This is a genomic window from Halobaculum sp. MBLA0147, from assembly GCF_041361345.1.
Lineage (GTDB): Archaea > Halobacteriota > Halobacteria > Halobacteriales > Haloferacaceae > JAHENP01.
The window spans coordinates 1,943,583-1,965,248 of the sequence record NZ_JBGKAD010000001.1 but is presented as its reverse complement, the minus strand read 5'-3'; the positions used below and the strand labels follow the sequence as shown (position 1 = coordinate 1,965,248).

Here is a 21,666-nt window from a genome sequence, read left to right as displayed (position 1 = left end):
ATGCGACCACACAGATACTGTGACCACTTCCGACGACCACCCGTTGGACGGACTCGTCGGCCGCCGTTCGGACTTCTTGACCCACCTCGCGGAGACGGCGACAGACAAACGCGGCCTCGTCGCAGCACTCGACTACTCACGGTCGACGGTCGACAGAGCGGTTCGGGACCTGCTCGACGCTGGGCTCGTCACACAGACCGGTGGGAAGTACCGGACGACACCGTTGGGTGAGGTCGCTGTCGCGAGACACCGCCGTCACCGACAGACACTCGAGACGATTCGAGCGGCGAGTGTACTACTGGATCGACTCCAGCCTGGCGAGACACCACCAGATTCGCTCTTCGTCGACGCGACCGTGACACGAGAACACGGGTTCGCCCGGCTCGCTCGCTTACTTCGTGACGCTCACCACTGTCGGTGTCTCTTCTCGACACTCCCAGACACTCGGCTCCTCCGTCTCCTGCACGCGCGCGTCGTCGACGGTGATCTCACGGCAGCCGTGATCGTGAGCGACAGACTCGCAGAGCGACTCCGTCGGGAGTTCCCAGAACTCACGGCTGGTCTCCTCGCGGCCGAGAACTGTCGTCTCCGGCGGGGGACGCCTCCGGCGTACGGGGTAGTCGTCACGGGGGAGTCGAAGGGAACTACCGGTCAGCTTCCGCCGGCGCCTGGGGCTGTGGGTTCGTCCACAGCAGAGCTACCCCCGCACCACGGTGCAGGAGGAGAGTCGGTTGCAGCCGTGTTCGTCGCCGACCCACCCGAGTCGATCACCGTCGTCGAATCGGCCGACGCGACCGCAGTCGGCGACCTCGCTCGACTCTACACCAGCGTGGCGGACGGTGCTGGCGTCGTGGCCGATCCCCCGTCGGCGAGTGGTCCGACCGGGACCGGACTGCGACTCGGCGACGCCGACCGGTCGTTGGCAATCGCTGGTGTCGCGGAGATACCCGGCGTAGGCTCGATGCAGCAACCACCGAGAGATCCACAGACGGCGTGGAGACGTGGCCTCGAGTTGTCGGACGTGTACTACGGGTACGCAGTGCCCCGTCCTGCGCCCGACGACGCGGAGTCGGTCGCAGACACACTCGTCGAGTCGGCACGAAGTGGTGAGAACTCGGTGGTACTCGGACCGCCCGGAACCGGAAAGAGTACGATCTGTCGACGAGCTGCCTGTCTGTGGCTCGGCCGCGAGTACGGCTCCGTCTTCCACCGCCCGACTCGTGTGGCCGCCGACCTGTCGGCCGTCGTCGAACGGGCCAGAGACGCGCCAGACCACTCACTGATCGTCGTCGAGGATGCCGCCGAAGCGGCGTTCCTCCGTCTGTGTACCACACTCTGTGACGAGTCGGACGTGAGTATCGTCGGCGAGGCTCGTCGGACCGACTGGACTCACCTGCTGGCCGAGAACAGGAGCACACCACTCTACGAGACTGCAGAGAGATTGCAGACAGTTCGAGTACCGTCACTCGACGAAGAGACCTGTGCCAATATTATCGAAACGTTCGAGACGGTTACCGATCGATCCGTCCCCCTCACCAGTGCCGACCTCTTCGAAACCGTGGTCTCTGCAGGTGCTGCCGGTGAGATGCTCGTCGCGGCACACACGGTAGTGTCACACGCCGTCGACGACGTATCGGCCGACGACCCGGTCGGCGTTTCGGCGCTCGAAGCCGATGTACGAGATGCATACACAGCAATAGCGGACGCTGGGCCGCTCGCCTCGACCCTCGGTGTGTTCACGGCGGTTCTCGGCATCGCCGGAGAACCCGTAACACGGGCACGGCTCCACGTGCTCGCGACGGAGCGTGTGCCCGGAGACGATCTCACACGTCCAGCGGGCGACGACTCCGTCACGCACGAGGCGATCGATGCGGCGATCGATGCGATCGAGGGACACCTCGTCTCTGCACACCACAGTGACCACACGTTCCGTACGAGACACTCACAGTGGCTCGTCCGGTTCCTCGAGTGTGCACTCGATGTCGACGAAGAGCAGACTGTCACCCGCTTCGAGTGGGCTGTCTCGACACTCGTTGCGGTAGTCGATCGTCCCGACCGGTACGAGACGGTCGCGAACTGGTTGGGCGACGACGAACTGAAACTCGAGCCGCTCACGGAGGCGGCGTCGGTCGACGAGTTCCTCACCGACCTGTTCGCCGTGGGGCTCGAACACGCCTCGCTAGCGCCACTGTTCGGAACGACTGCTGACTCTGGGATCGAGCTTCCCGACGCCTGTGATCCGGCAACCGAACTCGAGTGTCGGTCGTCCCGCGGGAAAATGTGGTACGATTACGGCGCACCAGAACGCGCCGAGCACGAACTCCGCGATCTGTGTGAACGATGTACGACGATCGATGCTCCGTCCGATACACGGACAGAGTACCGTGCCGAAGGGTACCGTGGACTGGGTGAGGTGTTGATCGACCGTGGCGATACAGCCGGGGCGACAGCAGCGCTCGATGCCTCGTTGCAAGCTGCAGACGATGGAGATCATCCGCGCCACGTGGTGAACGCGCTCAACTCGCTCGCCTGGGTAGCGATGACCCGTGGCGCTCACCGTGAGGCAGCGTGTCACCTCCGTGCCGCAGTCGAGCGGGCAGCAGATCTCGATCCGTGTGGCCCCGTTTCCGACACACTGTACTACCGTGCCAAGGTTGCACAGGCTCGCGGTGAGTTGCAGACGGCAGCCGAGCGACTGACCGATGTGATTGCACTAGACCGCGAGTTGGGAAACAGACAGAATCAGTCCTCGTCGGAGAAGCTCGCGGGTGACATCGCCGCCGAGCGTGGGAACGTGTCGGACGCACGCGACCACTACCGGCGGAGTCTCGCTCTCAAACGAGACGTTCGAGACCGATCCGGGATGGCTGCGGTCCTGCTTCAGCTAGGCCGGCTCGCGACACGCGAAGACGACTACGCGACTGCAGAGCAGGTGCTCGAACGGAGTTTGTCGATCGGGCGGTCGATGGAGATGCAGCCACACGTCGCCGACGTCCACGATGCGTTCGGTACGCTCGCGCTCGCGCGAGGTGAGACTGCCGACGCACGTGAACACTTCGAGACGTGTCGGACACTCAGTCGTGAGAGTGAGGATCACCGTGCGGTGGCCACTGCGACGCTCGGTCTCGGCGACGCTGCCAGAGTGAGTGGGGACACACCGACAGCTCGACGCCGGTATCGGCGGGCACTTGCGACGCTCTACGAACTCGATGCAGTGTCGGACGGACTCGACGCCCTCGTGGCACTGGTACGAGTGTGCCGAGAGGTCGGAGACGAGCAGGCTGCTCAAAACTGGCGTGAACTGGGCACTAAGTGGATTCGCGAAACCGGTAGCGAAACGTCCGTCGACGAATTCGAACGTCGACTGGCCTGTGCAGAGGCCACCACCGCGAGGTGAACCGCCTCGGGGGCGAGCCCCGAGGCTCTCGCGTGGACTCCCGTTCCGCCCGTGAGCACTGGCTCAGTTACCTACTCCTTCCGATTGCGAGTCTCGGTCGGTCCCGACCCCGGAGGGATCACGGGTCCGTCTGGACCGACCGGAGGGGGTCGATCTGGACGGCTTCGGCTCACGTATCCGAGTCGCGGAACTCGTACGCCGTCGGACGTGGTCGACGTGTCGGAGTTCTTCGGCGACGAGTCGTTCGAAGAGACGTTCGTCACGTCGACCTCCTCGTCGGTCGACGCACTCCGACGGGAGGACGCGAGTCGGCAGTCGAGTCCAGCGTCGTTCGCGTCGGAGTGACCACGACACGTCTCGGTTCCACGTCTTGCTCCCCGGTGACGCGACGCTTTTGAGGCTCGCTCGTGGAGTGTCGGTATGGTCGAGAACGTCGCCGGCGTCGTCGCCGAGCTGGAGCCCGAGGACTTCTACCTCCTCTCCGGGCTCGAGCAGGGGATGCGCTTCTCCGAGTGGGTGGACCTGGAGAAACTGCCGGAGTTCGCGGGGTTGAGCGAGGAGGAGACGGAGTACCGGCTCGACCGCTGTGCGGACCGGGACCTCGTCGAGGGGAAGACGATCCAGTACGACGGCTACCGGCTGGCGTTCGAGGGGTACGACGCCCTCGCGTTGCACACCTTCGCGGAACGCGACACCGTCGCCGGCGTGGGTGCGCCGCTGGGTGTCGGCAAGGAGTCCGACGTGTACGAGGTGTCCTCGTACCGCGAGTTCGCGTTGAAGTTCCACCGCGAGGGGTACACGAACTTCCGCGAGGTGATGGAGAGTCGCGAGTACACCGCCGACCGCGACCACGTCTCGTGGCTCTACACCGCCCGGAAGGCCGCCGAACGCGAACACGAGACCCTGGAGGCGCTGTACCCGGACGTGTCCGTCCCGCGACCGATCGACCACAACCGCCACGCCATCGTGATGGAGAAGCTCCCCGGGCCGGAGTTGGCCGACGCCCGGCTAGAGTCCCAGCAGGTCGTCGGCGTGTTGGACCTGATCCTCCGGGAGATCGCGACCGCCTACCGCGTCGGCTACGTCCACGCCGACCTCTCGGAGTACAACGTCGCCGTCGGCGAGGACGGGGTCGTCGTCTTCGACTGGCCCCAGTCCGTCGACACGGACCACGAGAACGCGGACGAGTTGCTGGATCGGGACGTGGAGAACCTCGTCGGCTACTTCGCCCGGAAGTACCCCAACGAGACGCCCGCCGTCGACACCGACGCCGTCGCGGCCGCGATCCGCGAGGGGACGTTCGAGTCCGTGCGGGAGTTCGCGGAGTGAGGAGTGGCTCGCGGTGTGGTGAGGACGGCGGGATCCGGAGTCGGTGCCCACGCGAACGGCTGGGTTTGTATCTCTCTAGACTGGCAAAAAGTATACAAGCCAGAACGTCAATCGCTAGCTTGATGCCCCCGCTGAGACTGTCCCCCCGCGTGCAGGCTGCCGCCGTCGGCGGCGCGCTCCACGCGGCCGCCGCGGCGATCCTGTGGACACGGTTCGGCTTCGAGAACCTCCTGGTGGCGTTCGGGACGGAGCCGATCTACGCGACGTACGCGACGCTCGGGATGGTACTCGCCGGTGCGGTGCCGGCGGCGCTGGCTCGCTGGCGCACCACTGCGACACCCGTGCTCCTCGTCGGCCTCGCGTTCGTCCTCGCGGCGGTCGGCACGTGGACGACCGCTCGCCGTGGACTGACGCCCGTCGGCCCGACGCCGTTCGGCTGGTACGTGCTGGCGTGGCCCGCCGTCGTGAGCCTCGCCGGTCTCGTCGGAGAAATAGCGTGGCGGACGCGACGGTATCGCCTGGCGTAGGCGACTGGTCGCCCGCCCGTCACACTCCGTGGCTACGAGACTCCGTTAACCCCAGTAGTACCCGTGGGTGTTGTCGATGGCGTACCCGGCCGGGCCGGCCGAGTAGTCGAACCAGCGCCACGAGTTGATGTTCGACGCGAGGTAGTCGGAACCGCCGGGATCCGGACCGAACGCGATGGAACCGCTGTCGCCCGGACCGATGCTGTTGAACGTTCCCCAACGAACACAGTCGCGCCAGTACGTGGTACACGACTCGTTGACGTACGCTCGTTCTTTCTTGCCACGAGCCGTGATCTTCCCGGTCCCGAAGCAGCGACCGACCCCGTACTTCTTGACCTTCTTGTCGTCTTTCATGAACGTGTCGACGCAGTCTTTGCTCATCGTCGACTTGACCGTGTACTTGTCGGAGAAGTCACGTGGGTCCCAGACTTCGTCGAGCGGTGTCGTGTTCGTCGCCTCGATCACCGCGATGTCGTTCTCGTGGTCGACGAAGTGGACCTCGCCGATCTTCGTTCCGTTGTGTCGGGCCTCCATCCCTTCGAGTTGTGTTCCACAGTCGTTACCGTTCGTCGCCGCCTCGGGGACGTGGGCGGCGGTCGCGAGTCGGTAGACGTAGTCGTTCTCGTCGTACATCCGGGAGGTGAGTGTCCCCCGTGCGGAACTCTCCTCGGACGAGAAGTCGACAGAGAGTCCACCGGGCATCTGGGACGTGTCTCCCTTCTGTTTCGGAGTGCAGTCGGTCAACTCCTCCTCGCGTTCTGCGACTTCGACCTCGATGTCGATACCACGCATCCGCTCCGGGACGGCACCGCGTGCATCGCCGAGCGACTCGGACTCCTCGTCGAGGCTCACGATAACGTGAGGTTCGCTGTTGCCGGTCCCAGCATCGAGCCACACCCCGGTGACGGCGTCGCGGACGCGCTCCGTCGCCGTCTCGGCACGGTCGCTCGCCGGTTCCGGGAGGAACTCCCCGTCGAGCCGGTCACGTACGTCTCTGGCCTTCGCGAGGCGGTCGTACCAGTCTGCCGGGACGTACCCCTCCGAGTTCCCCTCGACGTCGTACGCTACGGGGACCTGATCGGACGCCGCACCTCGAACGTGGTCGACGCTCAGAGCCCCCGCTGCTGCGGACGAGATTCCGGCCGCCGACAACACACGGAGGAGCCGACGGCGTGTGAATCGACCGAGTTTACGCGAGTGGATCGAACTTGGCTTGTCTTCGTCGGTCATTGTGACGACCCACACGGGTTGCGTTTGCATTCGAACTACAATCTTCCTAGCTATTTGTCCCGTAATATGTAGTGCATTCATTCAGCGTCGTCACTCCGTGGGACGATTAGACACTCGGGCAGTGCCGACTACACGCCCCCAAGAGCTCGGCGTTCCGACCGTGTCTCGGGCCACGACAGCTTTTAGTCTCGGCCCGCGTCACCACCGCACATGGCGTCCGAACTCGCCACCGACCGCACCGCACGCCCGGCAGCCAGCGGCGAGTTCGGGTTCTTCTTCGGCCGCGTCTGAGAGCGGCGGACCGCGGGGTGCCGGAGACGCCACCTCGCGCGAAACCGCTCGACGCGGCTGCGGTGTCGCGACACTGCCGACGGCGACACCGAGCAGAGAGTGATCGACGGGGCCGAGACCGGCGCGCGGCGACGAGTCGGTCCCGGAACCGCTAACTGACGACGACACACAACACGATCCAACCGAATGCGACGACCACAGACACAGGTCGCGCTGCTGGAGGCAGCGAGTGCGACCGAGACACGGAGTATCGACGACCTCGCCGCGGAACTCGGCGAGAAACCGGAGACGGTGACACAGGCTGCGTTCGAACTCGAGGCGGACGGCCTCGTCAGCCTCTCCGAGACGACCAGCGAGACGGTGACGCTCACCGACGAGGGGCACACGTACGTCGCCGACGGTCTCCCCGAGGTCCGACTGTACCGCACCGCACACGAGGCCGGCGCGGGCGACGACCCCGTCCAGATGGGGCAGGTAATCGGCGCGTCCGGGCTCGAAGGCGACGAGGTGGACATCGCCTTGGCCAACTACGCTCGGAAGGGGTACGGCACCGTCGAAGCCGGCGAGATCACCGCCGACGCGGACGCAGACCCAGACGCGGACGCGGAGGCGGCCGCGCTGGAGGAGCTCGCGGACGCAGCGTCCGGTGGCGACGACGAAGCCGACGACGAGACAGGCGACGACACCGAGACGGACGGCGACTCCGCGACGGAGACAGCCGCCGACGACGAGGCCGACGGCACACGTCCAGCGGAGGCGTTCGACGCCGACGTGCTCGACCGGCTCGACTCCCGTGGACTCGTCGCCCGCACCGAACGCACGAAACGAGCCGTCACACTCACCGACGACGGCGTCGACGCGCTGATGGCGGGCGTCGAGGCGGCCGAGACGGTAGACCGACTCACGCCGGAACTGCTCACCTCCGGCGAGTGGGAGGACGTGGAGTTCACCGAGTACGATGTCGCGGCGGACGCCCCCGAAGTTCGCGGCGGGAAGAAACACGTCCTGCGGGCGTACGCCGACCGCGTGAAGGACGTGCTCGTCGGGATGGGGTTCCAGGAGATGGACGGCCCACACGCCGACGCGGACTTCTGGATCAACGACTGCCTGTTCATGCCACAGGACCACCCGGCGCGGACCCACTGGGACCGGTTCGCGTTGGACGTCGACCCCGCGGAGAACCTCCCGCCGGAGTTGGTCGAGCGCGTCGAGTCGGCCCACCGCGACGGCGTCGGGGAAGACGGCGACGGCTACCACTCCCCGTGGAGCGAAGAGTTCGCCAGTGCGGTCGCGCTCCGCGGCCACACCACCTCGCTGTCGATGCGGTACCTCTCCGGGTTCGCCGGAGCGGACCTGGAGCCGCCGGAACGGTACTTCTCCGTCGAGAAGGTGTACCGCAACGACACCTTGGACGCCACGCACCTGCTGGAGTTCTTCCAGATCGAAGGGTGGGTGTTGGCCGACGAGTTGTCCGTCCGAGACCTGATGGGCACCTTCGAGGAGTTCTACCGGCAGTTCGGGATCACGGACGTGCAGTTCAAACCCCACTACAACCCGTACACGGAGCCGAGCTTCGAGCTGTTCGGCGAACACCCGGAGACGGGGGAGTTGATCGAGATCGGCAACTCCGGGCTGTTCCGCGACGAGGTGTTGGAGCCGCTGGGTGTCGAAGGCGACGTGATGGCGTGGGGGCTCGCCTTGGAACGGCTGGCGATGCTCGCCACCGGTGCCGAGGACATCCGCGACCTCCACGGCACCCTGGCCGACCTGGAGTTCCTGCGGGAGACGGAGGTGCCGTACTGATGCCGGCGGTAGATCAGACCCGACCCGGCGACCGGAGACCGATCCGCGGCAGCGAGCGGTGGCCGAACCGGACCGGCGAACGTCGACGGGACCGGACGAGCGAGGCGAACACGGAGACACACGAGGTGAGCTACTGATGCCAGTCGTCGACATCGACACGGACGAGTTGCGCGCGTTGACCGGCCACGAGGAGAAGAGCGACGAGGCGTTCGTCGACGACCTGTTCGCGCTCGGGTTGGAGTTCGAGGGCGAGACCGAGGACGGCGACTACCAGTTCGAGTTCGGCCCGGACCGGCTCGACCGTCTCTCCGTCGAGGGGGTCGCGCGCTCGCTGCGGTACCAGTACGGCGACGCACGCGGCGTCCACGTGCCGGACACGAACGCCGCCGACTGGGTGATCGAGGTCGAGGAGACCGTCCCCGACGAGCGCCCGTACGTCACCGGCGCGGTGGTCCGCGGCGTCGAGTTGGACGAGTCGGCGCTGGAGTCGCTGATCCAACTCCAGGAGAAGCTCCACGCGACGATGGGCCGCGGACGGGCGAAGGGTGCCATCGGGATCCACGACCTGGCGATGTTGCGCGGAGACCGCCTCGCGACCGGCGGGACGGATCTCGTCGGCGGCGACGCCGAGAGCGAAGAGGCGGACCCGGACCGCGATCCGGCCGACGAGGACCCGATCGAGGCGCCGACGGTGACGACACGCGACGTGCAGTCGGAAGCGGCCGACGACGACACGAGTGCCCGGTCGCCACAGAAGTCGATCACCTACCGCGGGATCGAGCCCGACGGGGACCGCTTCGTCCCGCTCGACCACGAGTCGATGGCCGGGATCGGGGACGGCGGCGCGACACCCGCCGACGTGTTGGCCGACCACCCGACGGGGGAGACGTACGCGGACCTCGTGGCCGAGTACGACCGCTACCCGGCGATCTACGACCGGCAGGGGCTGTTCTCGTTCCCGCCGGTGATCAACGGCCAGCGGACGGAGGTGACGACGGACTCCCGGGACCTGTTCGTCGAACTCACCGGCACGGACCAGTGGACCATCGACAAGATGTGCGTGGTGATCTGCTACGCACTCGCCGCCCGCGGCGGCCGCCTGGAAGAGGTCCGCGTCGAGTACGCCGACGGCGCGACCCACCCGGACGAGTACGGACCGGAGTTGCTCCGCCCGAACCTCGCCGTCGACGAGAAGTCCGTCGCACACGAGCGAATCGAGTCCACGCTCGGGATCGACTTGGAGCCCGACGAGGTCGTCGACCTGTTCGAGCGCTCCGGGTTGGACGCGGCGTACTCGCTGGGCGAGGAGACGGTGTACGACGTGGAGATCCCGCCGTACCGCGTCGACGTGCTCCACCCGACGGACCTGATCGACGACGTGGGTCGAGCGTACGGCTTCGGCGAACTGGAGTCGACGCTCCCCGACGTTGGCACCGTCGGCGGTCGTCACGAGCGCTCGCGGCTGGAGGACGCCGTCCGGGAGACACTGGTCGGACTCGGCTTCGAGGACACGCTGAACTTCCACATGACCGCGCCCGGCCGGAACTACGAGGCGTTCCGACTGGAGCCCGATGGGGACGCGTTCGGGGCGGCGCCGCCCGCAGAGATCACGTCGCCGTACAGCGAGGAGTACACGCAACTCCGGACCTGGCTGCTCCCGTCGCTGACGCAGGTGTTGGAGAACAACACCCACCGGGCGTACCCGCAGGACCTCGCGGAGATCGGCTTCGTCGCCCACCGCGACGACGACGAGGCGACCCACGTCGCGGAGTCGCGCCACGTCGCGGCCGTCCTCGGCCGGACGGACGCCACCTACGAGGACGCGAAGGGGCGTCTGCAGGCGGTGTGTGACGCCTTCGACGCCGAGTTGGCGACCCCGCCGACGGACCACCCGTCGTTCCTCGACGGCCGGACGGCGAGTGTCGTGATCGACGGGGAGCCGGTCGGCGTGATCGGCGAACTCCACCCGGCGGTGCTCGTCGCACACGACCTGGAACTCCCGGTCGCCGGCTTCGAGTTCGACCTCGCCGCGCTCGCGTGAGGTGTCGGTTGGGTGGTGTGCGCCGTCGATCGGCGCCACCCTCGCGACTCGCAGTGACCGCGGGAGTTTTCACCCTCTGCCGCCAGCCACCACCGTGGACAGACAACAGCTCATCTCGATCCTGCTCGTCGCGTTGATGGTGTTGTCGTCGCTCGCGTACGCCGCCTCGCTGGTGTGACGCGGCGGCGACTCACGCGAGCCCGACCGCACGCAACAGCAGGGTCAACACGTCCCCGAGTGTGAGTGCGACGAGGAGCCCGCCGAACAGCGGGACGACGAACGGCAGCCCGGGCGAGACCCACACGCGGTCCGTCTCGGCGACCGTCTGCAACCCCGAGCGGAGCGTCTCCGGCGTCGTCCCGTACGCGGAGCCGTCGACGGCGTCGAGGAACGCCGCCGCCGCCCACGGATCGTGGAGCGCGTCGTCGGTCGCCTCGTCCGTGTCGGTCGCCGTCGCATCTGTGTCGGTCGTCGCTCCCGTCCCCGTCGCGTCTGTGTCGGTCGTCTCGGCCTCGCTCGCGTTCGCTGCAGTCCCTGCCTCGGTCACCGTTCCGGCCTCGGTCCCACTCGTCTCGGCGTCGCCTGCGTCCGCCGTCTCCTCCGTCTCCGCCTGGACGAACCCAGTCCCGGCCCAGTCGTCGGCCTCGCGTCCATCGGTCGCCGCGTCGCTCCCGGCACCACTGGTGGCCGCCCCGCTCCCCGCCGGGCCGCCGGTGTCCGGGCCACGGTGGGTCGCGCCGTCCGTCGGGTCGAAGGTGTCGCCGACGAAGTCGGGTTCTCTGAACGCCGCCGGGTCCGCCCGGAGGTCCGCGAGCGTACAGCCGCGCCACCGGAAGTACATCCGCAGGGCGTCGAGGTCGAGTCCGCTCCGGGGGAGACTCCCGTCCGTCCGGAGCAGCGAACCGTGGCGGTCCGCCAGCCGTTCGACCGGCGTGGGACGCCCGACGAACATCGCGAGGCCGACCCGTCCCCGGACGAGGTTGCCGACGGCGAGGTAGCCGACGTACAGCAGCGCGACCAACACTGCGTTCGTCAGCGTCGCCATCGCGGTCACACCCAACAGCGACGGGACGAGCGGGAGCGTCGTCCGCGGCAGCGCCGCGAGCACCGTCGGCGGGAGCGCGGCGACCACCCCGGCCGGCAGCGCGTACGCCGGGGTGGTCGGGAGCCCGAGCGCCAACACCATCGTCGCCTTCGCGTCCGCACCGCCGAACGCCCGGAGGAAGTACGCTCCGTAGGCGAACGGCAACAGGAACAGCAGCGCGAACCCGACGCGGACGAGGAACACCCGTCCCTCGTACCCCGCGAACGGGTACGTCGCCGCCGCCTCCAGCGCCAGCGCGACGACGCCGACGAGCGCCAGCGGCGGCCACAACGCGTTCGGGAGCCGCCGCGTCCGCACGTCGCGGTAGGCGGCCCACGCGAACGCCGGCAGGAAGACGAGCCGCAGGAGGTCCGGGACCGACGCGAGACCGAGTACCATACGCCTCCTGCCTGCCCGCCCGTACATAGACGTTCGGGTCCGCCCTCGTCTCGTCGACCCCTCCTCGACTACCACCACCGGGGCGGTCGTCGACGCCCGCGACACCGTCAGCAACCGGATTACGGCCGACGACGGAGTTGGTACCGAGTATGTAATGGACAACCATTATTGTCTGTCGAGTGGAGGGATGTAGTATGGTACACGAGACCACGCGGCGAGGTGTGCTGAAGCTGTTGAGTGCGGCGACGGTCGTCGGGGCGAGTGGCCGTGCGTTCGCGGCGGAGCCGAGCGAGGACCGATACGTCGTGGACACGGCGGCGACGGAGACACCGGTCTCCGAGATGGTGAGTGCGATGGAGGTGGTGTACGACTTCCGAGACGTGACGCCGGACGGCGACGGGATCGAGTTCGTCGTCGTCCGCGGCTCGGAGTCGGCGATGCCCGCCGAGGCGCGGTACACGGCGGACCTCGACGTGGCGATCGAACCGCCAGAGGTGGTCGCGGCGGCAGAGGCGGACCCGGCCGCCGCCGAGACATCGGAACCGCTGTACGACCTCCAGTGGGACAAGCGCGAACAGCAGATCGAACGGGTCCACGAGACCGCCACCGGCGACGGCACGCGGATCGGGGTGATCGACGACGGGGTGTTGGGCGCGAACCCGGACGACGACTTCGCACACCCAGACCTCCCGAACGTCCGACAGGACCTCTCGGAGAACTTCACCGCCGACGGCGAGGGCCCCGGCCCGCTCAACGACGACCACGGGACACACGTCGCCGGGACGGCCGCGGCGGCGGTCAACGGTGCCGGGGTGCGCGGGATGGCACCCGACGCCGAGGTCGTCGACCTGCGCGTGTTCTCCGGCGCGGGGGCGTCGTTCGCGGACGTGGCGGCGGCGGTCGTCGTCGGTGCCGCCCCCGAGGGTGCGCCGGTGACCGTCTCTCCACCGGCCAACGGCGGCAGTGCGTTCACCGGCGCGGGGTGTGACGTGCTGAACCTCTCGTTGGGGACGCCGCCGATCCCCGAAGACAGCTCCGGCATCGGCGTGACGGTGGACTTCCTCTCGGCCGTCGGCCAGTTCGCGGTCGGGCAGGGAGCACTCCCGGTCGCGGCGGCGGGCAACGACGGGACGAACCTCGACGATGGCGTGATCGTGCTCCCGGCGGAGGCCGACGGGTACGTGAGCGTCGGCGCGACCGGCCCCATCGGTTACGGGTGGCCGGTCGAGGGCCGCGGGACGCAGGTCGGTCCGTTCACGGTCGAACGGCCGATCGACACGGAACTGCCCACCTACGAGCCGGCCTTCTACACGAACTACGGCGCCGAGGGCGTGGACGTGACGGCCGGTGGCGGCAACGTCGACCCGGACGGGGTCGGGGTGGTACCGATCCGACGGCTCCTCTTCGACTACGTGTTGTCGACGACGTTCCAGACGGACCCGGACGCACCCGAAGACGCGCGGTTGGAAGCGTACACGCCGTCGTACGGCGGGAAACCCGGCACCTCCTTCGCCGCGCCGAACGTCTCCGGCTTCGCGGCGCTGTTGTACGAGGCGCTCGGCGAGGACGCGACGCCCGCCGCCGTCAGAGACCGGATCGAGTCGTTCGCCCAGCCGCGCCCGGTCGGGCGGGCGGGCGAGACGACCGCCCCCGGCGTGACCCCGAACGTCTCCGACGACGGGACGGTGGACGGCGACCAGCCGTCCGCGCCGGGGAGCGCGCCGGGCGGACTCGACGCCGACGAGTACCGCGGCGAGGGCCACGTGAACGTGTTACCGGCCGTCAGGAGTGCCGCCGGCGGCGACGACGGGAACGGACGTGGTGGCGGAGACGGTCGTGGTGGTGGGAACGGGCGCGGCAACGGCGGAAACTGACGTTGAGGCGGCGGGAACGGCGCAGCGACGGAGACGGCGCCGCTGGTCGGTAGCGGCGACGACCGACGGAGACCGCGGTGAGAAACGTCGGGAGCGGCGAGGGTCGGGGTGGTCGGTGGTGCGCCCGCGTCGGGTGCTCGTCCGCTACACCCGGTTCTCGCGGCCGGGGTCGACGTCGATGGCGTCGACCGGACAGACGTCGACACACAGCATACAGTCGATACACTGCCCCTCGCGGACCGGGTCGGCCTTCTTCTCGCTCTCGGGGTGGTCTGGCGTCTCCACCCAGTCGAACACGTCGACGGGACAGTCCTCGAGACAGGCGCCGTCGGCGATGCAGATGTCGAAGTCGACGGCGACGTGCGTACCGTGGATGCCGAGTTCCTCGGGTTCGTCGACCGGGCCCCAGACGGCGTGCCCCTCGTGATCCTCGTCGCGCTCGCGGCTCCGCTCGAACTCCGGATCGATGGCCATCGGTGTCGGAACTGGGGACCGCGTCCGTGTCAACCCTTCGACGGCGGGCGGCGACGCGCAGGTGGGGGTCGGTGTCGACGACGGGAACTCGCGCGTCGGGGTCGCCGACGGGAACTCGCGCGTCGGTGCCGGCGCGCTACGGTGCCACGCCGACGGTCACCAGCGTGCCGTACTCGCGGTAGCGTTCCACCATCGCCGCGCGCGTCTCCCAGTTCTCCGTGGGGAACGCCTCGGCGGGCGGGATCTCCGTCTCGCGGTCGGGGACGTTGTCCTGACTCGCGACGTGGAGTCCGGCCTCGCGGAAGGCGGCGCGGTACTCTGGGCCGCTCCAGCGGGTCATCGCCACGTCGATGTGCTCCTGCCAGTCGTGGCTGTGGACGTTCTCCTCGTAGTAGTTCACCGCACAGTGGAACGTACCGCCCGACCGGAGTACGCGCCGGATCTCCCGCAGCGTCTCGTGGGGGTCGGCGCTGTAGTAGAACGCCTCCATCGAGAAGACGTGGTCGACGCTGTCGTCGGCCAGCGGGAGCGAACCGAACTCGCCGACGACGAACGACAGTGTCGACTCCCCCGTGTCCGCCTCGGCGGCGTACTCGCGGGCGTTGTGCGCCATCTTCGGCGCGCCGTCGAGCCCCACGCCGTGCCCGATGTCGCGCGTGTCGGCGAGAGCGCGCAGCGCGTACCCCGACCCGGTGCCCAGGTCGAGCACGCGGTCGCCGGCTTCGACCGGCATCCGCGCGAGCACGTGGCGTGCCGTGTGCCAGTGTCGCTCCTCCATCCCCCTGTCGCGGCCCGCGGCCGCCCACTCGTCGAACTCCTCGCGGACGCTCATACCACTCGGTTCGCCGGGAGCCGCCTAAACACGGCGGTCCCCGACGGGCGTACGGATGGAGGCGACGGGAGGGAGCAGCGCCGACCACCGCGGCGATCAGTCGTCGCCGATTGCGGCGGCGATCTCGTCGAGTTCCGCGTCGGACAGTTCCGGACGCGAACCGGCGGCGACGTGGATCGGGCCGCCGTCGTCGTCCGGGAACCGCGGGATGACGTGTGCGTGGACGTGTGGTACCTCCTGTCCGGCGACGCTGCCGTCGTTCAGGCCGACGGTGGCCCCCTCGGCGTCGACGGCCGTCTCGATCTTCGGCGCCAACTCGTGGAGCAGCGCGAACACGGCCTGCGTCTCCTCGCTCGTCGCGTCCGCGAGCCGCTCGCGGTGTTCCCGCGGGACGACCAGCGTGTGGCCCGGCGCCATCGGGTTCGCGTCGAGGAACGCCACGGCGTGGTCGTTCTCGCCGACGATCCGACCCGGGATCTCCCCGGCGACGATGCCACAGAAGGGACAGTCGCTCATGTCCCAGCAGTCGGCAGGGGACGGCTTGAATCTACGGGACGGGGTGAGTTAGCCTCCCGTCGGGAGTGGGATCTCGAGTACGCTCCACCGACGGCTCGTCCAACCGTCGTTGTCTCCAGAAGAACTTTCAGCGGCGTTCACATCTAGCGCCGCGAGGTGAGTCGAGAGTGACGATCGGGTCCGACGACAGGAAGTCGTACCAGACACGGGTCAGTTCGTTCGACAGACAGCGTCGGGAAGACACCTGCCTCACGAGGGCGATTCAGAACGTCGTCGACGACCTAGCTACCCGTCACGACGTGCCGTCGCTCGCGGTCGACCACGACACGGTGAAGGACGCTTGCGACTACAGGCCGCAGTTCGGAGCCACGGCCGACCCGCTTCCGGAGGCACTCGAGGATCACCTGTCTCCGCACGGCTACGCGATGCAGATCGACACCGAACTCGATCGGTCCACACTGGCCGAAATCGTCGAACGAGAGCAGTGTTCACTCCCTGTGGTGGAACTCTCTCCGTCGTACCTCCACCACGCCGAAGGGTACGACGTGCGAGGCGGGATGCACGGAAGAGCGATCCCACACACGGTCGTCGTGTTCACCATCAACCACGACGAGGTGCAGTTCTTCGACCCGTACGAGGACTTCTACGCCCCGCCAGAGAACGGCGGGGGACCACCCTCTCGCCTCCCGAAGTCACGCTTTTACCAGTGGTGGACGGAGGAGACGAGACGGTGGACACTGTGGATCGAACCAGAGCCACAACGCACATTGGACCAGACGACCGAGACACGGGGTGAAGAGTGATGATCCGGGGGAGTGTGTCGATCCGGGACGACCGCCTCGTGTTCGAGGGCACGAGCGAGTCCGTCGCCGACGAGATCCAGCGGCTGCTCCGCCACAGGTACACGCGTAGACTCTTCGTGCAGGACTTCCACGAAGCGCCGGACGACTCGGTACTTCTCAAACTGGGGACTGCCTATCCCAAAGACGTGAGTGACAGTCGTGGGACCGACGACGTGATGAAGTTCGTCAACGTCGGCGGTGTCGAGACACTCAGAGCGGAGCAGACCGGCCCGGGTCACTACGCCGTCTCGCTCCCCGACCGCGACGCGCTGTACGACGCATTTCAGACTCGCCGCGAGGAGATGTTGAACCACCTCGACTGGACGACCGCGAAGGCGATCTTCGAGGCAGTGTACGACCTCGATCCGGTGAGGAACCAACTCAACTCCGTCGTCCAGATCGTGAAGTACCTCCACGAGGAGGTACCGCTGGCGGTCGAGCGTCTCGATCGGATCCAAGGACAGGCGAACACGGAAGGGTACCTCCGTGTTCTGTCCGACTTCGACTTCGTACGGATCGACGACGGAGCCGTCTTCCCGGGAGAGAAGATCGAGGCGGTGGAGTCGACGGCTCCCTCCTACGACGAGTACGAGCGACGTGTGGTCGGACAGATCGTCGCAGACGCCTACTACGTCCTGCGCGAGGAGCTCGATCTCAGGATGCTCAGCCACTTCCCGAAGTACGCGAACGCGTACTACTTCAGCGCGGTACAGAAGGGAGACCCAGATCTCCACCTCGACACGGAGACGGTTCGGCGGAACCTCGCGACGGAGTGGGACGACGACGTGGACCCGCTCGTGTTGAACGAGAAGGTCGACCAACTGGAGAGTGCAGACGTACTTCGACGCGACGGTGAGTTCGTCACTGGCACCGACGAGGTCTACGAGAGTGTCTCGGACGGCGCCAGCGAGGTCGCGGTCGCCGACTGACTCACACTCACAACACGTTCGCGACGGCCGGCGCGGCGGAGACGGTGCTGGCGGGGCGTTCGACGGTGTCGGTGCCGACGACGCGGTCGACGCCGGCGGCGGCGAGTCTGCTGCGGGCGTTGCCGACCAGCATCGGGTGGACGCAGGCGGCGACGATCCGCCGCGGATCCCGCTCGCTGAGGGCGGCGACCGCCTCGCTCACCGTCGAGCCGGTGGCGACGATGTCGTCGACGATCACCACGTCGCGGTCCGTCGGGTCCGTCTCGCCGGGGTGGATCGTCACGGCACCGGTGTCGTAGTCGCGCTCCTTGACGAAGTGGTCCGTCTCGCCGTGGCCGTACGCGTCCCGGACGGCCGTCGCCAACTCCGTCGCCCCCTCGTCGGGCGCGAGGAACAGTGGGTCCGCGAACTCGCCGAGCGGCTCCGCGAGCAGCGGCGCGGCGCTGACGACCGTCGTGGGCACGTCGTAGAACTCCGTGACGGCCGGTTCGTGTGGGTCCACGAGGACGACCCGATCTGTCCCCGTCGACACCGCACGAGCGACGGCACGCGCGGAGACGGGCTGGCCCTCGCCGAACGACTCGTCCTGTCTGGCGTACCCCATGTACGGGAGGACGGTGGTGACCTCCGTGGCACCGGCCTCGCGGACGGCGTCTTGCAGTTGGAGCAGTTCGACGAGCGCGTCGTTCGAGGTGGTGGCGGCGACGATCACGGCCGACTCCCCCGAGAACCCCGGCACCGACGCACAGGTCTCCCCGTCCGGGAACCGGTCGAACGTCGGCGTCGCCAGCGGACGGCCGGTCTCGGCCGCCAGCGTGGCCGCCAGCGACTGCGACGTGGACCCTGGCACGAGCATGTGCGGGGGTATTCGGTCCCTCCGGTAAACCCGTTCCTACTCGTGGCGCCGTCTCGGTCGTCGCACCGCGACGGATCTCGTGGTAGCCACAGTCGCCGTGTCGCCTCGGTCGAGACGCCTCAGTCGGCGACCGTCGCCGCGACCACGTCGGGGACTCCCAGCGTTCGCCCACGCCACCCGTCGCCGACGCTCACGCGGACCGTGCCGGTCTCCGTGACGGCCAGCACCTGCTCGCCCGCGACCGCACCCGCGACGACGCCCGCCTCGTCGTGGACGGTCCACTCGCCGGTCGCGGCGTCGGTCGGGGCGGGTGTGGTCGGTGCCGCGGACTCCTCCCCGTCGGTCGCAGCCCACGGCTCGCCGCGTGTGACGACGCTCTCCCCGTCGCTGGCGACGACGCGGTCCCCGGTCGCGTCCGTCGCGACCGTCTCGAAGGCGCCAGACACCACCCGCTCCCAGCCGTTCGCGAGCCGGTAGAGCCCGTCGTCCGTCGCCGCGTACGGGACGCCGCGTCCGGCCACGTCGCGCACGTCGTCGAGTCCCGCCGGTTCCGGTCCGTCGTCGGTCAGGCGCACCACGCCGTCGGCCGTCGCGAGGAGCCGGCCGTCCGCGGCTCGCACGTCCGTCACCGTGCCGAGCCGCTCCCACGCGGCGTCCGTCACGTCCGCGAGTCGAGCGAGCGTGCCGTCCGGGGCGACGGCGAACACCGTCCCGTCGGCGACCGCGACGGCGGCCGCCGGCCCGTGGTCGGTCGCCTCGTACGCGCCGACGAGCACGTCCGTCGCCGTCGCGACCGCGAGCACGCCCTCGGCGGCCGCCACGTCCCGTGCCGGCCGGTCGTCGTCGATCCCGAACTCGCCGACGATGTCACCGGAGACGGAGACGGCGACCGTCCCGACGCCGCAGGCGACGAGGAGTCGGGTCGTCCCCTCCTTCGCGTCGTACACGCGTTTCTCGTCGATGGTCGGCATCCTACCCGCACGTCTCGCGTCCCCAGGGATAATCCTCGTGGACGCACCCGCCGCGTGGGAGGCGGGTGCTGTCCGACCCCGGACTCGGCGGGCCGATCGCTCACTCCTCGGTCTCGTAGCGGGGGTGCTTCCCGCTGACGAAGTCCGGTGGGTCCGTCTCGTCGTCGTCGTGTCGCCGCGAGACGCGGACGCTGTAGTCGTCGAGCACGTCTCGCCCGAGCAACACGTCGTGTGCGAGGTGCGAACGGTCGCGGACGTTCGCCCGGACGCGGTGAGTGTAGTCGCCGAGACGGATGCCGACCGGCACCACCGGGCGGCCGTTCCCGTCACCCTTCACGTCCACCGTCGCGTCGATGGGGCCGGCGCCGACCTCGCCGGCCAACGCCACGTCGACGCTCGTCCGCGTCGCGCCGGTGTCGGCCTTCGCGACGACGGTCTCGGCACCCTGCGTCCCCGCGACGCGCACCTCCGTCGTGTACCCCAGCGTCGACTCCGTCGGCTCCGGCGACGGGTCCAGCGGCGGGCGACAGTCCGGCACCGTGTCGTCGAGCCGCGTCGCCAACTCCGCGACCTGCTGGTCGTCGACCACGCCGTCGACGCGTCGAATCGCGTGGGCCGCGATGGCAGGCGCGGGGCTGATTCCCGTCGCCTCGAAGAACCCCTTGAACCCGGCGGTGACGTTCACCTCCAACACGTACCAGCCGTCGACGCCCTCGATCACGTCCACGCCGGCGTAGTCCAGCTCCAACGCGTCGGCGGCGTCGACCGCCAACTGCATCACGTCCTCGGGGACGTCCGGGGTGGCGTCGCGGACCCGGCCGCCACGGGCGACGTTCGTCCGCCAGTCGTCGTCGGGCGCGTACCGCCGCATCGCCCCGACCGCCTCGCCGCCGACGACGTAGATCCGCACGTCCTCGTGGTCGTCGGAGGGGCTCTCGACCATCCCCTGGACGATCCCCTGCGAGGCCGCGGCGGTCTGTGGCGCGTACTCGCCGGGACGTAGCATCGTCGTCTCGTCGCCGTGCGTCCCGACCGGACGTTTGAACACCCGCGTCCCGGGGGCCGTCTGCTCGTTCGTCTCCGTCACCCGGGTCGTCTCCGTCTGCTCGCTCGTCTCCGCCTGCTCGGCGAAGTCGTCGGCCGCGGGGTCGTCGGGGAGGTGGGTCCGTTCGAGTCTGTGTGCGCCGATCCGGAGCACGGACGGCGGGACGGGGAGCCCCTCGGCGGCGAGTCGGGCCATCGCGGCGAACTTGTGGGTCGCCGTGGCGGTCGCACTCGCCGGGTTACAGACGGGCACGTCGACGGCGTCGAACACGCCCGCGAGTCCCAACTCCGTCAGCGGCTGGTCGGCGGCCGGCAACAGCAGGCGGTTGATCACCACGTCCGGCTCCGGCTCGACGGTCACGGTGCCGTACCCCGCCTCGACGCGGAGGTTCTCCGCGCGGAGCCACAGCGGCTCGTGGCCGAGTGCCGCGACCGCGTTGCAGATCGCCTTCGTCTCCTTGCTGTTGTGGAGGCTCAACACCCCGACACGGACCCCGTCGCTCATTGGTGACGACTGAATCGGCGACACCGAAACTCTGTCGAAGTTCTCGCCGCGTGGGTGTGGTCGGTGCGGCGGTCGCCACGAGTGTCGTCCACCACGACGTGTCCGACTCTCCCGCGGCGGTCGTCAGCGGTACTGGTCGTCGACCGCCTGGCGGACGGCCTCGGCGAAGGGACCGTCTCGCTCCCGAACACGCTCTCTGAGACGTTCGCGATGAGAATCGTTCGTGTCGCGGAGTTCCCCGTCGTACTCGACCGCTCTGACGACGGCGTCGAGCATCGCAGACTCGAGAGCGTCGTACTCGACGGTGATCTCGTGTGAGAAGTCGTAAATCGTCTCCCGCTGTTCCCGCTCGGGTTTCGTAGTGGGCTCTTTGATGTGGACGACATCGCCGTCCGGTTCGAACCACAGGTACGCGCCCATATCGGGCGCGCTGATTCCTTTGTTCTCTCCGTGGCTCACCGTCTCGATGATATCGAACGAGAGACCGATAAAGTAGTATTCGAAGTCGCTCAGCCTGACAGCCGTTCCACCTTTCACGATTCCGATATTGAGCGGAAGATCCACACCTGTATCGAAGGGCAGAATCTCGCCGTCGGCGTACGGGCCGACAGTGACCTCGTCGATCGTCACTCGCGATCACCCGCTCTGCGTTCGTGACTCGTCCACCCGACGGATCGCGCCCAGTCTGGCTCACTCCGGGACGTGAACTCGAGCACGGTCAC

The 21,666-nt window shown here is 68.4% G+C and carries 19 protein-coding genes; 10 read left to right on the top strand and 9 right to left on the bottom strand.

Going from position 1 to position 21,666, the window contains the following annotated elements; genetic code table 11:
* Positions 1-19 precede the first annotated feature (19 nt).
* The 4 genes from RYH80_RS09340 to RYH80_RS09325 all read left to right on the top strand — a co-directional run bounded on the left by RYH80_RS09340 (position 20) and on the right by RYH80_RS09325 (position 5,253).
* The gene (locus RYH80_RS09340) at positions 20-3,397 is read left to right on the top strand and encodes a tetratricopeptide repeat protein (RefSeq protein ID WP_370903594.1); all 3,378 of its coding nucleotides are present in this window, start codon (positions 20-22) and stop codon (positions 3,395-3,397) included.
* Between the two features lie 216 nt (positions 3,398-3,613).
* Complete coding sequence (locus RYH80_RS09335) at positions 3,614-3,742, top strand: hypothetical protein (RefSeq protein ID WP_370903593.1); 129 nt, start codon at positions 3,614-3,616, stop codon at positions 3,740-3,742.
* Between the two features lie 75 nt (positions 3,743-3,817).
* Positions 3,818-4,726, top strand: coding sequence for a serine/threonine-protein kinase RIO2 (locus tag RYH80_RS09330; protein WP_370903592.1), 909 nt, complete (start codon positions 3,818-3,820; stop codon positions 4,724-4,726).
* A gap of 122 nt (positions 4,727-4,848) precedes the next feature.
* Complete coding sequence (locus tag RYH80_RS09325; RefSeq protein ID WP_370903591.1) at positions 4,849-5,253, top strand: hypothetical protein; 405 nt, start codon at positions 4,849-4,851, stop codon at positions 5,251-5,253.
* Positions 5,254-5,298: 45 nt separating this feature from the next.
* Here the strand turns inward: RYH80_RS09325 and RYH80_RS09320 are convergent, their stop codons facing one another.
* On the bottom strand, positions 5,299-6,483 hold the full coding sequence (locus RYH80_RS09320) for a hypothetical protein (protein ID WP_370903590.1): 1,185 nt from the start codon (positions 6,481-6,483) through the stop codon (positions 5,299-5,301).
* A gap of 477 nt (positions 6,484-6,960) precedes the next feature.
* On the opposite strand from RYH80_RS09320, the gene pheS reads away from it, so the two are divergent.
* The 3 genes from pheS to RYH80_RS09305 are packed head-to-tail and all read left to right on the top strand — an operon-like array spanning position 6,961 to position 10,618.
* Positions 6,961-8,577, top strand: a complete 1,617-nt coding sequence (gene pheS / locus RYH80_RS09315; RefSeq protein WP_370903589.1) for a phenylalanine--tRNA ligase subunit alpha — start codon at positions 6,961-6,963, stop codon at positions 8,575-8,577.
* Positions 8,577-8,714 carry a hypothetical protein gene (locus RYH80_RS09310; RefSeq protein ID WP_370903588.1) on the top strand — a complete coding sequence of 46 codons (138 nt, stop codon included), beginning with the start codon at positions 8,577-8,579 and terminating at the stop codon, positions 8,712-8,714. The genes pheS and RYH80_RS09310 overlap by 1 nt, the downstream gene beginning before the upstream one ends.
* Complete coding sequence (locus RYH80_RS09305) at positions 8,714-10,618, top strand: phenylalanine--tRNA ligase subunit beta (protein WP_370903587.1); 1,905 nt, start codon at positions 8,714-8,716, stop codon at positions 10,616-10,618. Before RYH80_RS09310 ends, RYH80_RS09305 begins: the two co-directional genes overlap by 1 nt.
* Before the next feature lie 190 nt (positions 10,619-10,808).
* On the opposite strand, the gene RYH80_RS09300 is transcribed toward RYH80_RS09305, so the two are convergent.
* Complete coding sequence (locus tag RYH80_RS09300; RefSeq protein WP_370903586.1) at positions 10,809-12,101, bottom strand: prepilin peptidase; 1,293 nt, start codon at positions 12,099-12,101, stop codon at positions 10,809-10,811.
* Positions 12,102-12,295: 194 nt separating this feature from the next.
* Between RYH80_RS09300 and RYH80_RS09295 the strand changes: the two genes are divergently transcribed.
* The gene (locus RYH80_RS09295) at positions 12,296-13,975 is read left to right on the top strand and encodes a S8 family peptidase (RefSeq protein WP_370903585.1); all 1,680 of its coding nucleotides are present in this window, start codon (positions 12,296-12,298) and stop codon (positions 13,973-13,975) included.
* Positions 13,976-14,119: 144 nt separating this feature from the next.
* Here RYH80_RS09295 and RYH80_RS09290 read toward each other — a convergent pair whose 3' ends face one another.
* The 3 genes from RYH80_RS09290 to RYH80_RS09280 form a co-directional block, all read right to left on the bottom strand.
* Entirely contained in the window at positions 14,120-14,449 is a 330-nt protein-coding gene (locus RYH80_RS09290; RefSeq protein ID WP_370903584.1) for a 4Fe-4S dicluster domain-containing protein, read from the bottom strand.
* A 136-nt stretch (positions 14,450-14,585) separates the two neighbouring features.
* Positions 14,586-15,281 (bottom strand): class I SAM-dependent methyltransferase, encoded by a 696-nt coding sequence (locus tag RYH80_RS09285; RefSeq protein ID WP_370903583.1) that lies wholly within the window; start codon positions 15,279-15,281, stop codon positions 14,586-14,588.
* 96 nt (positions 15,282-15,377) lie between these two features.
* The gene (locus RYH80_RS09280; RefSeq protein WP_370903582.1) at positions 15,378-15,797 is read right to left on the bottom strand and encodes an HIT family protein; all 420 of its coding nucleotides are present in this window, start codon (positions 15,795-15,797) and stop codon (positions 15,378-15,380) included.
* 167 nt (positions 15,798-15,964) lie between these two features.
* Here RYH80_RS09280 and RYH80_RS09275 point away from each other — a divergent pair, with 167 nt between their 5' ends.
* Both RYH80_RS09275 and RYH80_RS09270 read left to right on the top strand, forming a co-directional pair.
* The gene (locus RYH80_RS09275) at positions 15,965-16,600 is read left to right on the top strand and encodes a hypothetical protein (RefSeq protein ID WP_370903581.1); all 636 of its coding nucleotides are present in this window, start codon (positions 15,965-15,967) and stop codon (positions 16,598-16,600) included.
* Positions 16,600-17,568 carry a hypothetical protein gene (locus RYH80_RS09270; RefSeq protein WP_370903580.1) on the top strand — a complete coding sequence of 323 codons (969 nt, stop codon included), beginning with the start codon at positions 16,600-16,602 and terminating at the stop codon, positions 17,566-17,568. The genes RYH80_RS09275 and RYH80_RS09270 overlap by 1 nt, the downstream gene beginning before the upstream one ends.
* A gap of 7 nt (positions 17,569-17,575) precedes the next feature.
* On the opposite strand, the gene prs is transcribed toward RYH80_RS09270, so the two are convergent.
* From prs to RYH80_RS09250, 4 genes are all read right to left on the bottom strand, one after another.
* Positions 17,576-18,424: a ribose-phosphate diphosphokinase gene (gene prs, locus RYH80_RS09265; RefSeq protein ID WP_370903579.1), complete on the bottom strand. Its 849-nt coding sequence runs from the start codon at positions 18,422-18,424 to the stop codon at positions 17,576-17,578.
* A gap of 119 nt (positions 18,425-18,543) precedes the next feature.
* Positions 18,544-19,395 carry an HVO_0234 family beta-propeller protein gene (locus tag RYH80_RS09260; RefSeq protein ID WP_370903578.1) on the bottom strand — a complete coding sequence of 284 codons (852 nt, stop codon included), beginning with the start codon at positions 19,393-19,395 and terminating at the stop codon, positions 18,544-18,546.
* A gap of 100 nt (positions 19,396-19,495) precedes the next feature.
* Entirely contained in the window at positions 19,496-20,944 is a 1,449-nt protein-coding gene (locus RYH80_RS09255) for an ATP-grasp domain-containing protein (RefSeq protein ID WP_370903577.1), read from the bottom strand.
* A gap of 123 nt (positions 20,945-21,067) precedes the next feature.
* On the bottom strand, positions 21,068-21,574 hold the full coding sequence (locus RYH80_RS09250) for a hypothetical protein (RefSeq protein ID WP_370903576.1): 507 nt from the start codon (positions 21,572-21,574) through the stop codon (positions 21,068-21,070).
* Positions 21,575-21,666 lie beyond the last annotated feature (92 nt).

Bases quoted from the DNA above. Each gene is read 5' to 3' on its own strand.
- RYH80_RS09330 (WP_370903592.1), top strand. From the start codon at position 3,818: ATGGTCGAGAACGTCGCCGGCGTCGTCGCCGAGCTGGAGCCCGAGGAC.
- RYH80_RS09325 (WP_370903591.1), top strand. From the start codon at position 4,849: ATGCCCCCGCTGAGACTGTCCCCCCGCGTGCAGGCTGCCGCCGTCGGC.
- RYH80_RS09320 (WP_370903590.1), bottom strand. From the start codon at position 6,483: ATGACCGACGAAGACAAGCCAAGTTCGATCCACTCGCGTAAACTCGGT.
- pheS (WP_370903589.1), top strand. From the start codon at position 6,961: ATGCGACGACCACAGACACAGGTCGCGCTGCTGGAGGCAGCGAGTGCG.
- RYH80_RS09310 (WP_370903588.1), top strand. From the start codon at position 8,577: ATGCCGGCGGTAGATCAGACCCGACCCGGCGACCGGAGACCGATCCGC.
- RYH80_RS09305 (WP_370903587.1), top strand. From the start codon at position 8,714: ATGCCAGTCGTCGACATCGACACGGACGAGTTGCGCGCGTTGACCGGC.
- RYH80_RS09300 (WP_370903586.1), bottom strand. From the start codon at position 12,101: ATGGTACTCGGTCTCGCGTCGGTCCCGGACCTCCTGCGGCTCGTCTTC.
- RYH80_RS09295 (WP_370903585.1), top strand. From the start codon at position 12,296: ATGGTACACGAGACCACGCGGCGAGGTGTGCTGAAGCTGTTGAGTGCG.
- RYH80_RS09290 (WP_370903584.1), bottom strand. From the start codon at position 14,449: ATGGCCATCGATCCGGAGTTCGAGCGGAGCCGCGAGCGCGACGAGGAT.
- RYH80_RS09285 (WP_370903583.1), bottom strand. From the start codon at position 15,281: ATGAGCGTCCGCGAGGAGTTCGACGAGTGGGCGGCCGCGGGCCGCGAC.
- RYH80_RS09280 (WP_370903582.1), bottom strand. From the start codon at position 15,797: ATGAGCGACTGTCCCTTCTGTGGCATCGTCGCCGGGGAGATCCCGGGT.
- RYH80_RS09270 (WP_370903580.1), top strand. From the start codon at position 16,600: ATGATCCGGGGGAGTGTGTCGATCCGGGACGACCGCCTCGTGTTCGAG.
- prs (WP_370903579.1), bottom strand. From the start codon at position 18,424: ATGCTCGTGCCAGGGTCCACGTCGCAGTCGCTGGCGGCCACGCTGGCG.
- RYH80_RS09260 (WP_370903578.1), bottom strand. From the start codon at position 19,395: ATGCCGACCATCGACGAGAAACGCGTGTACGACGCGAAGGAGGGGACG.
- RYH80_RS09255 (WP_370903577.1), bottom strand. From the start codon at position 20,944: ATGAGCGACGGGGTCCGTGTCGGGGTGTTGAGCCTCCACAACAGCAAG.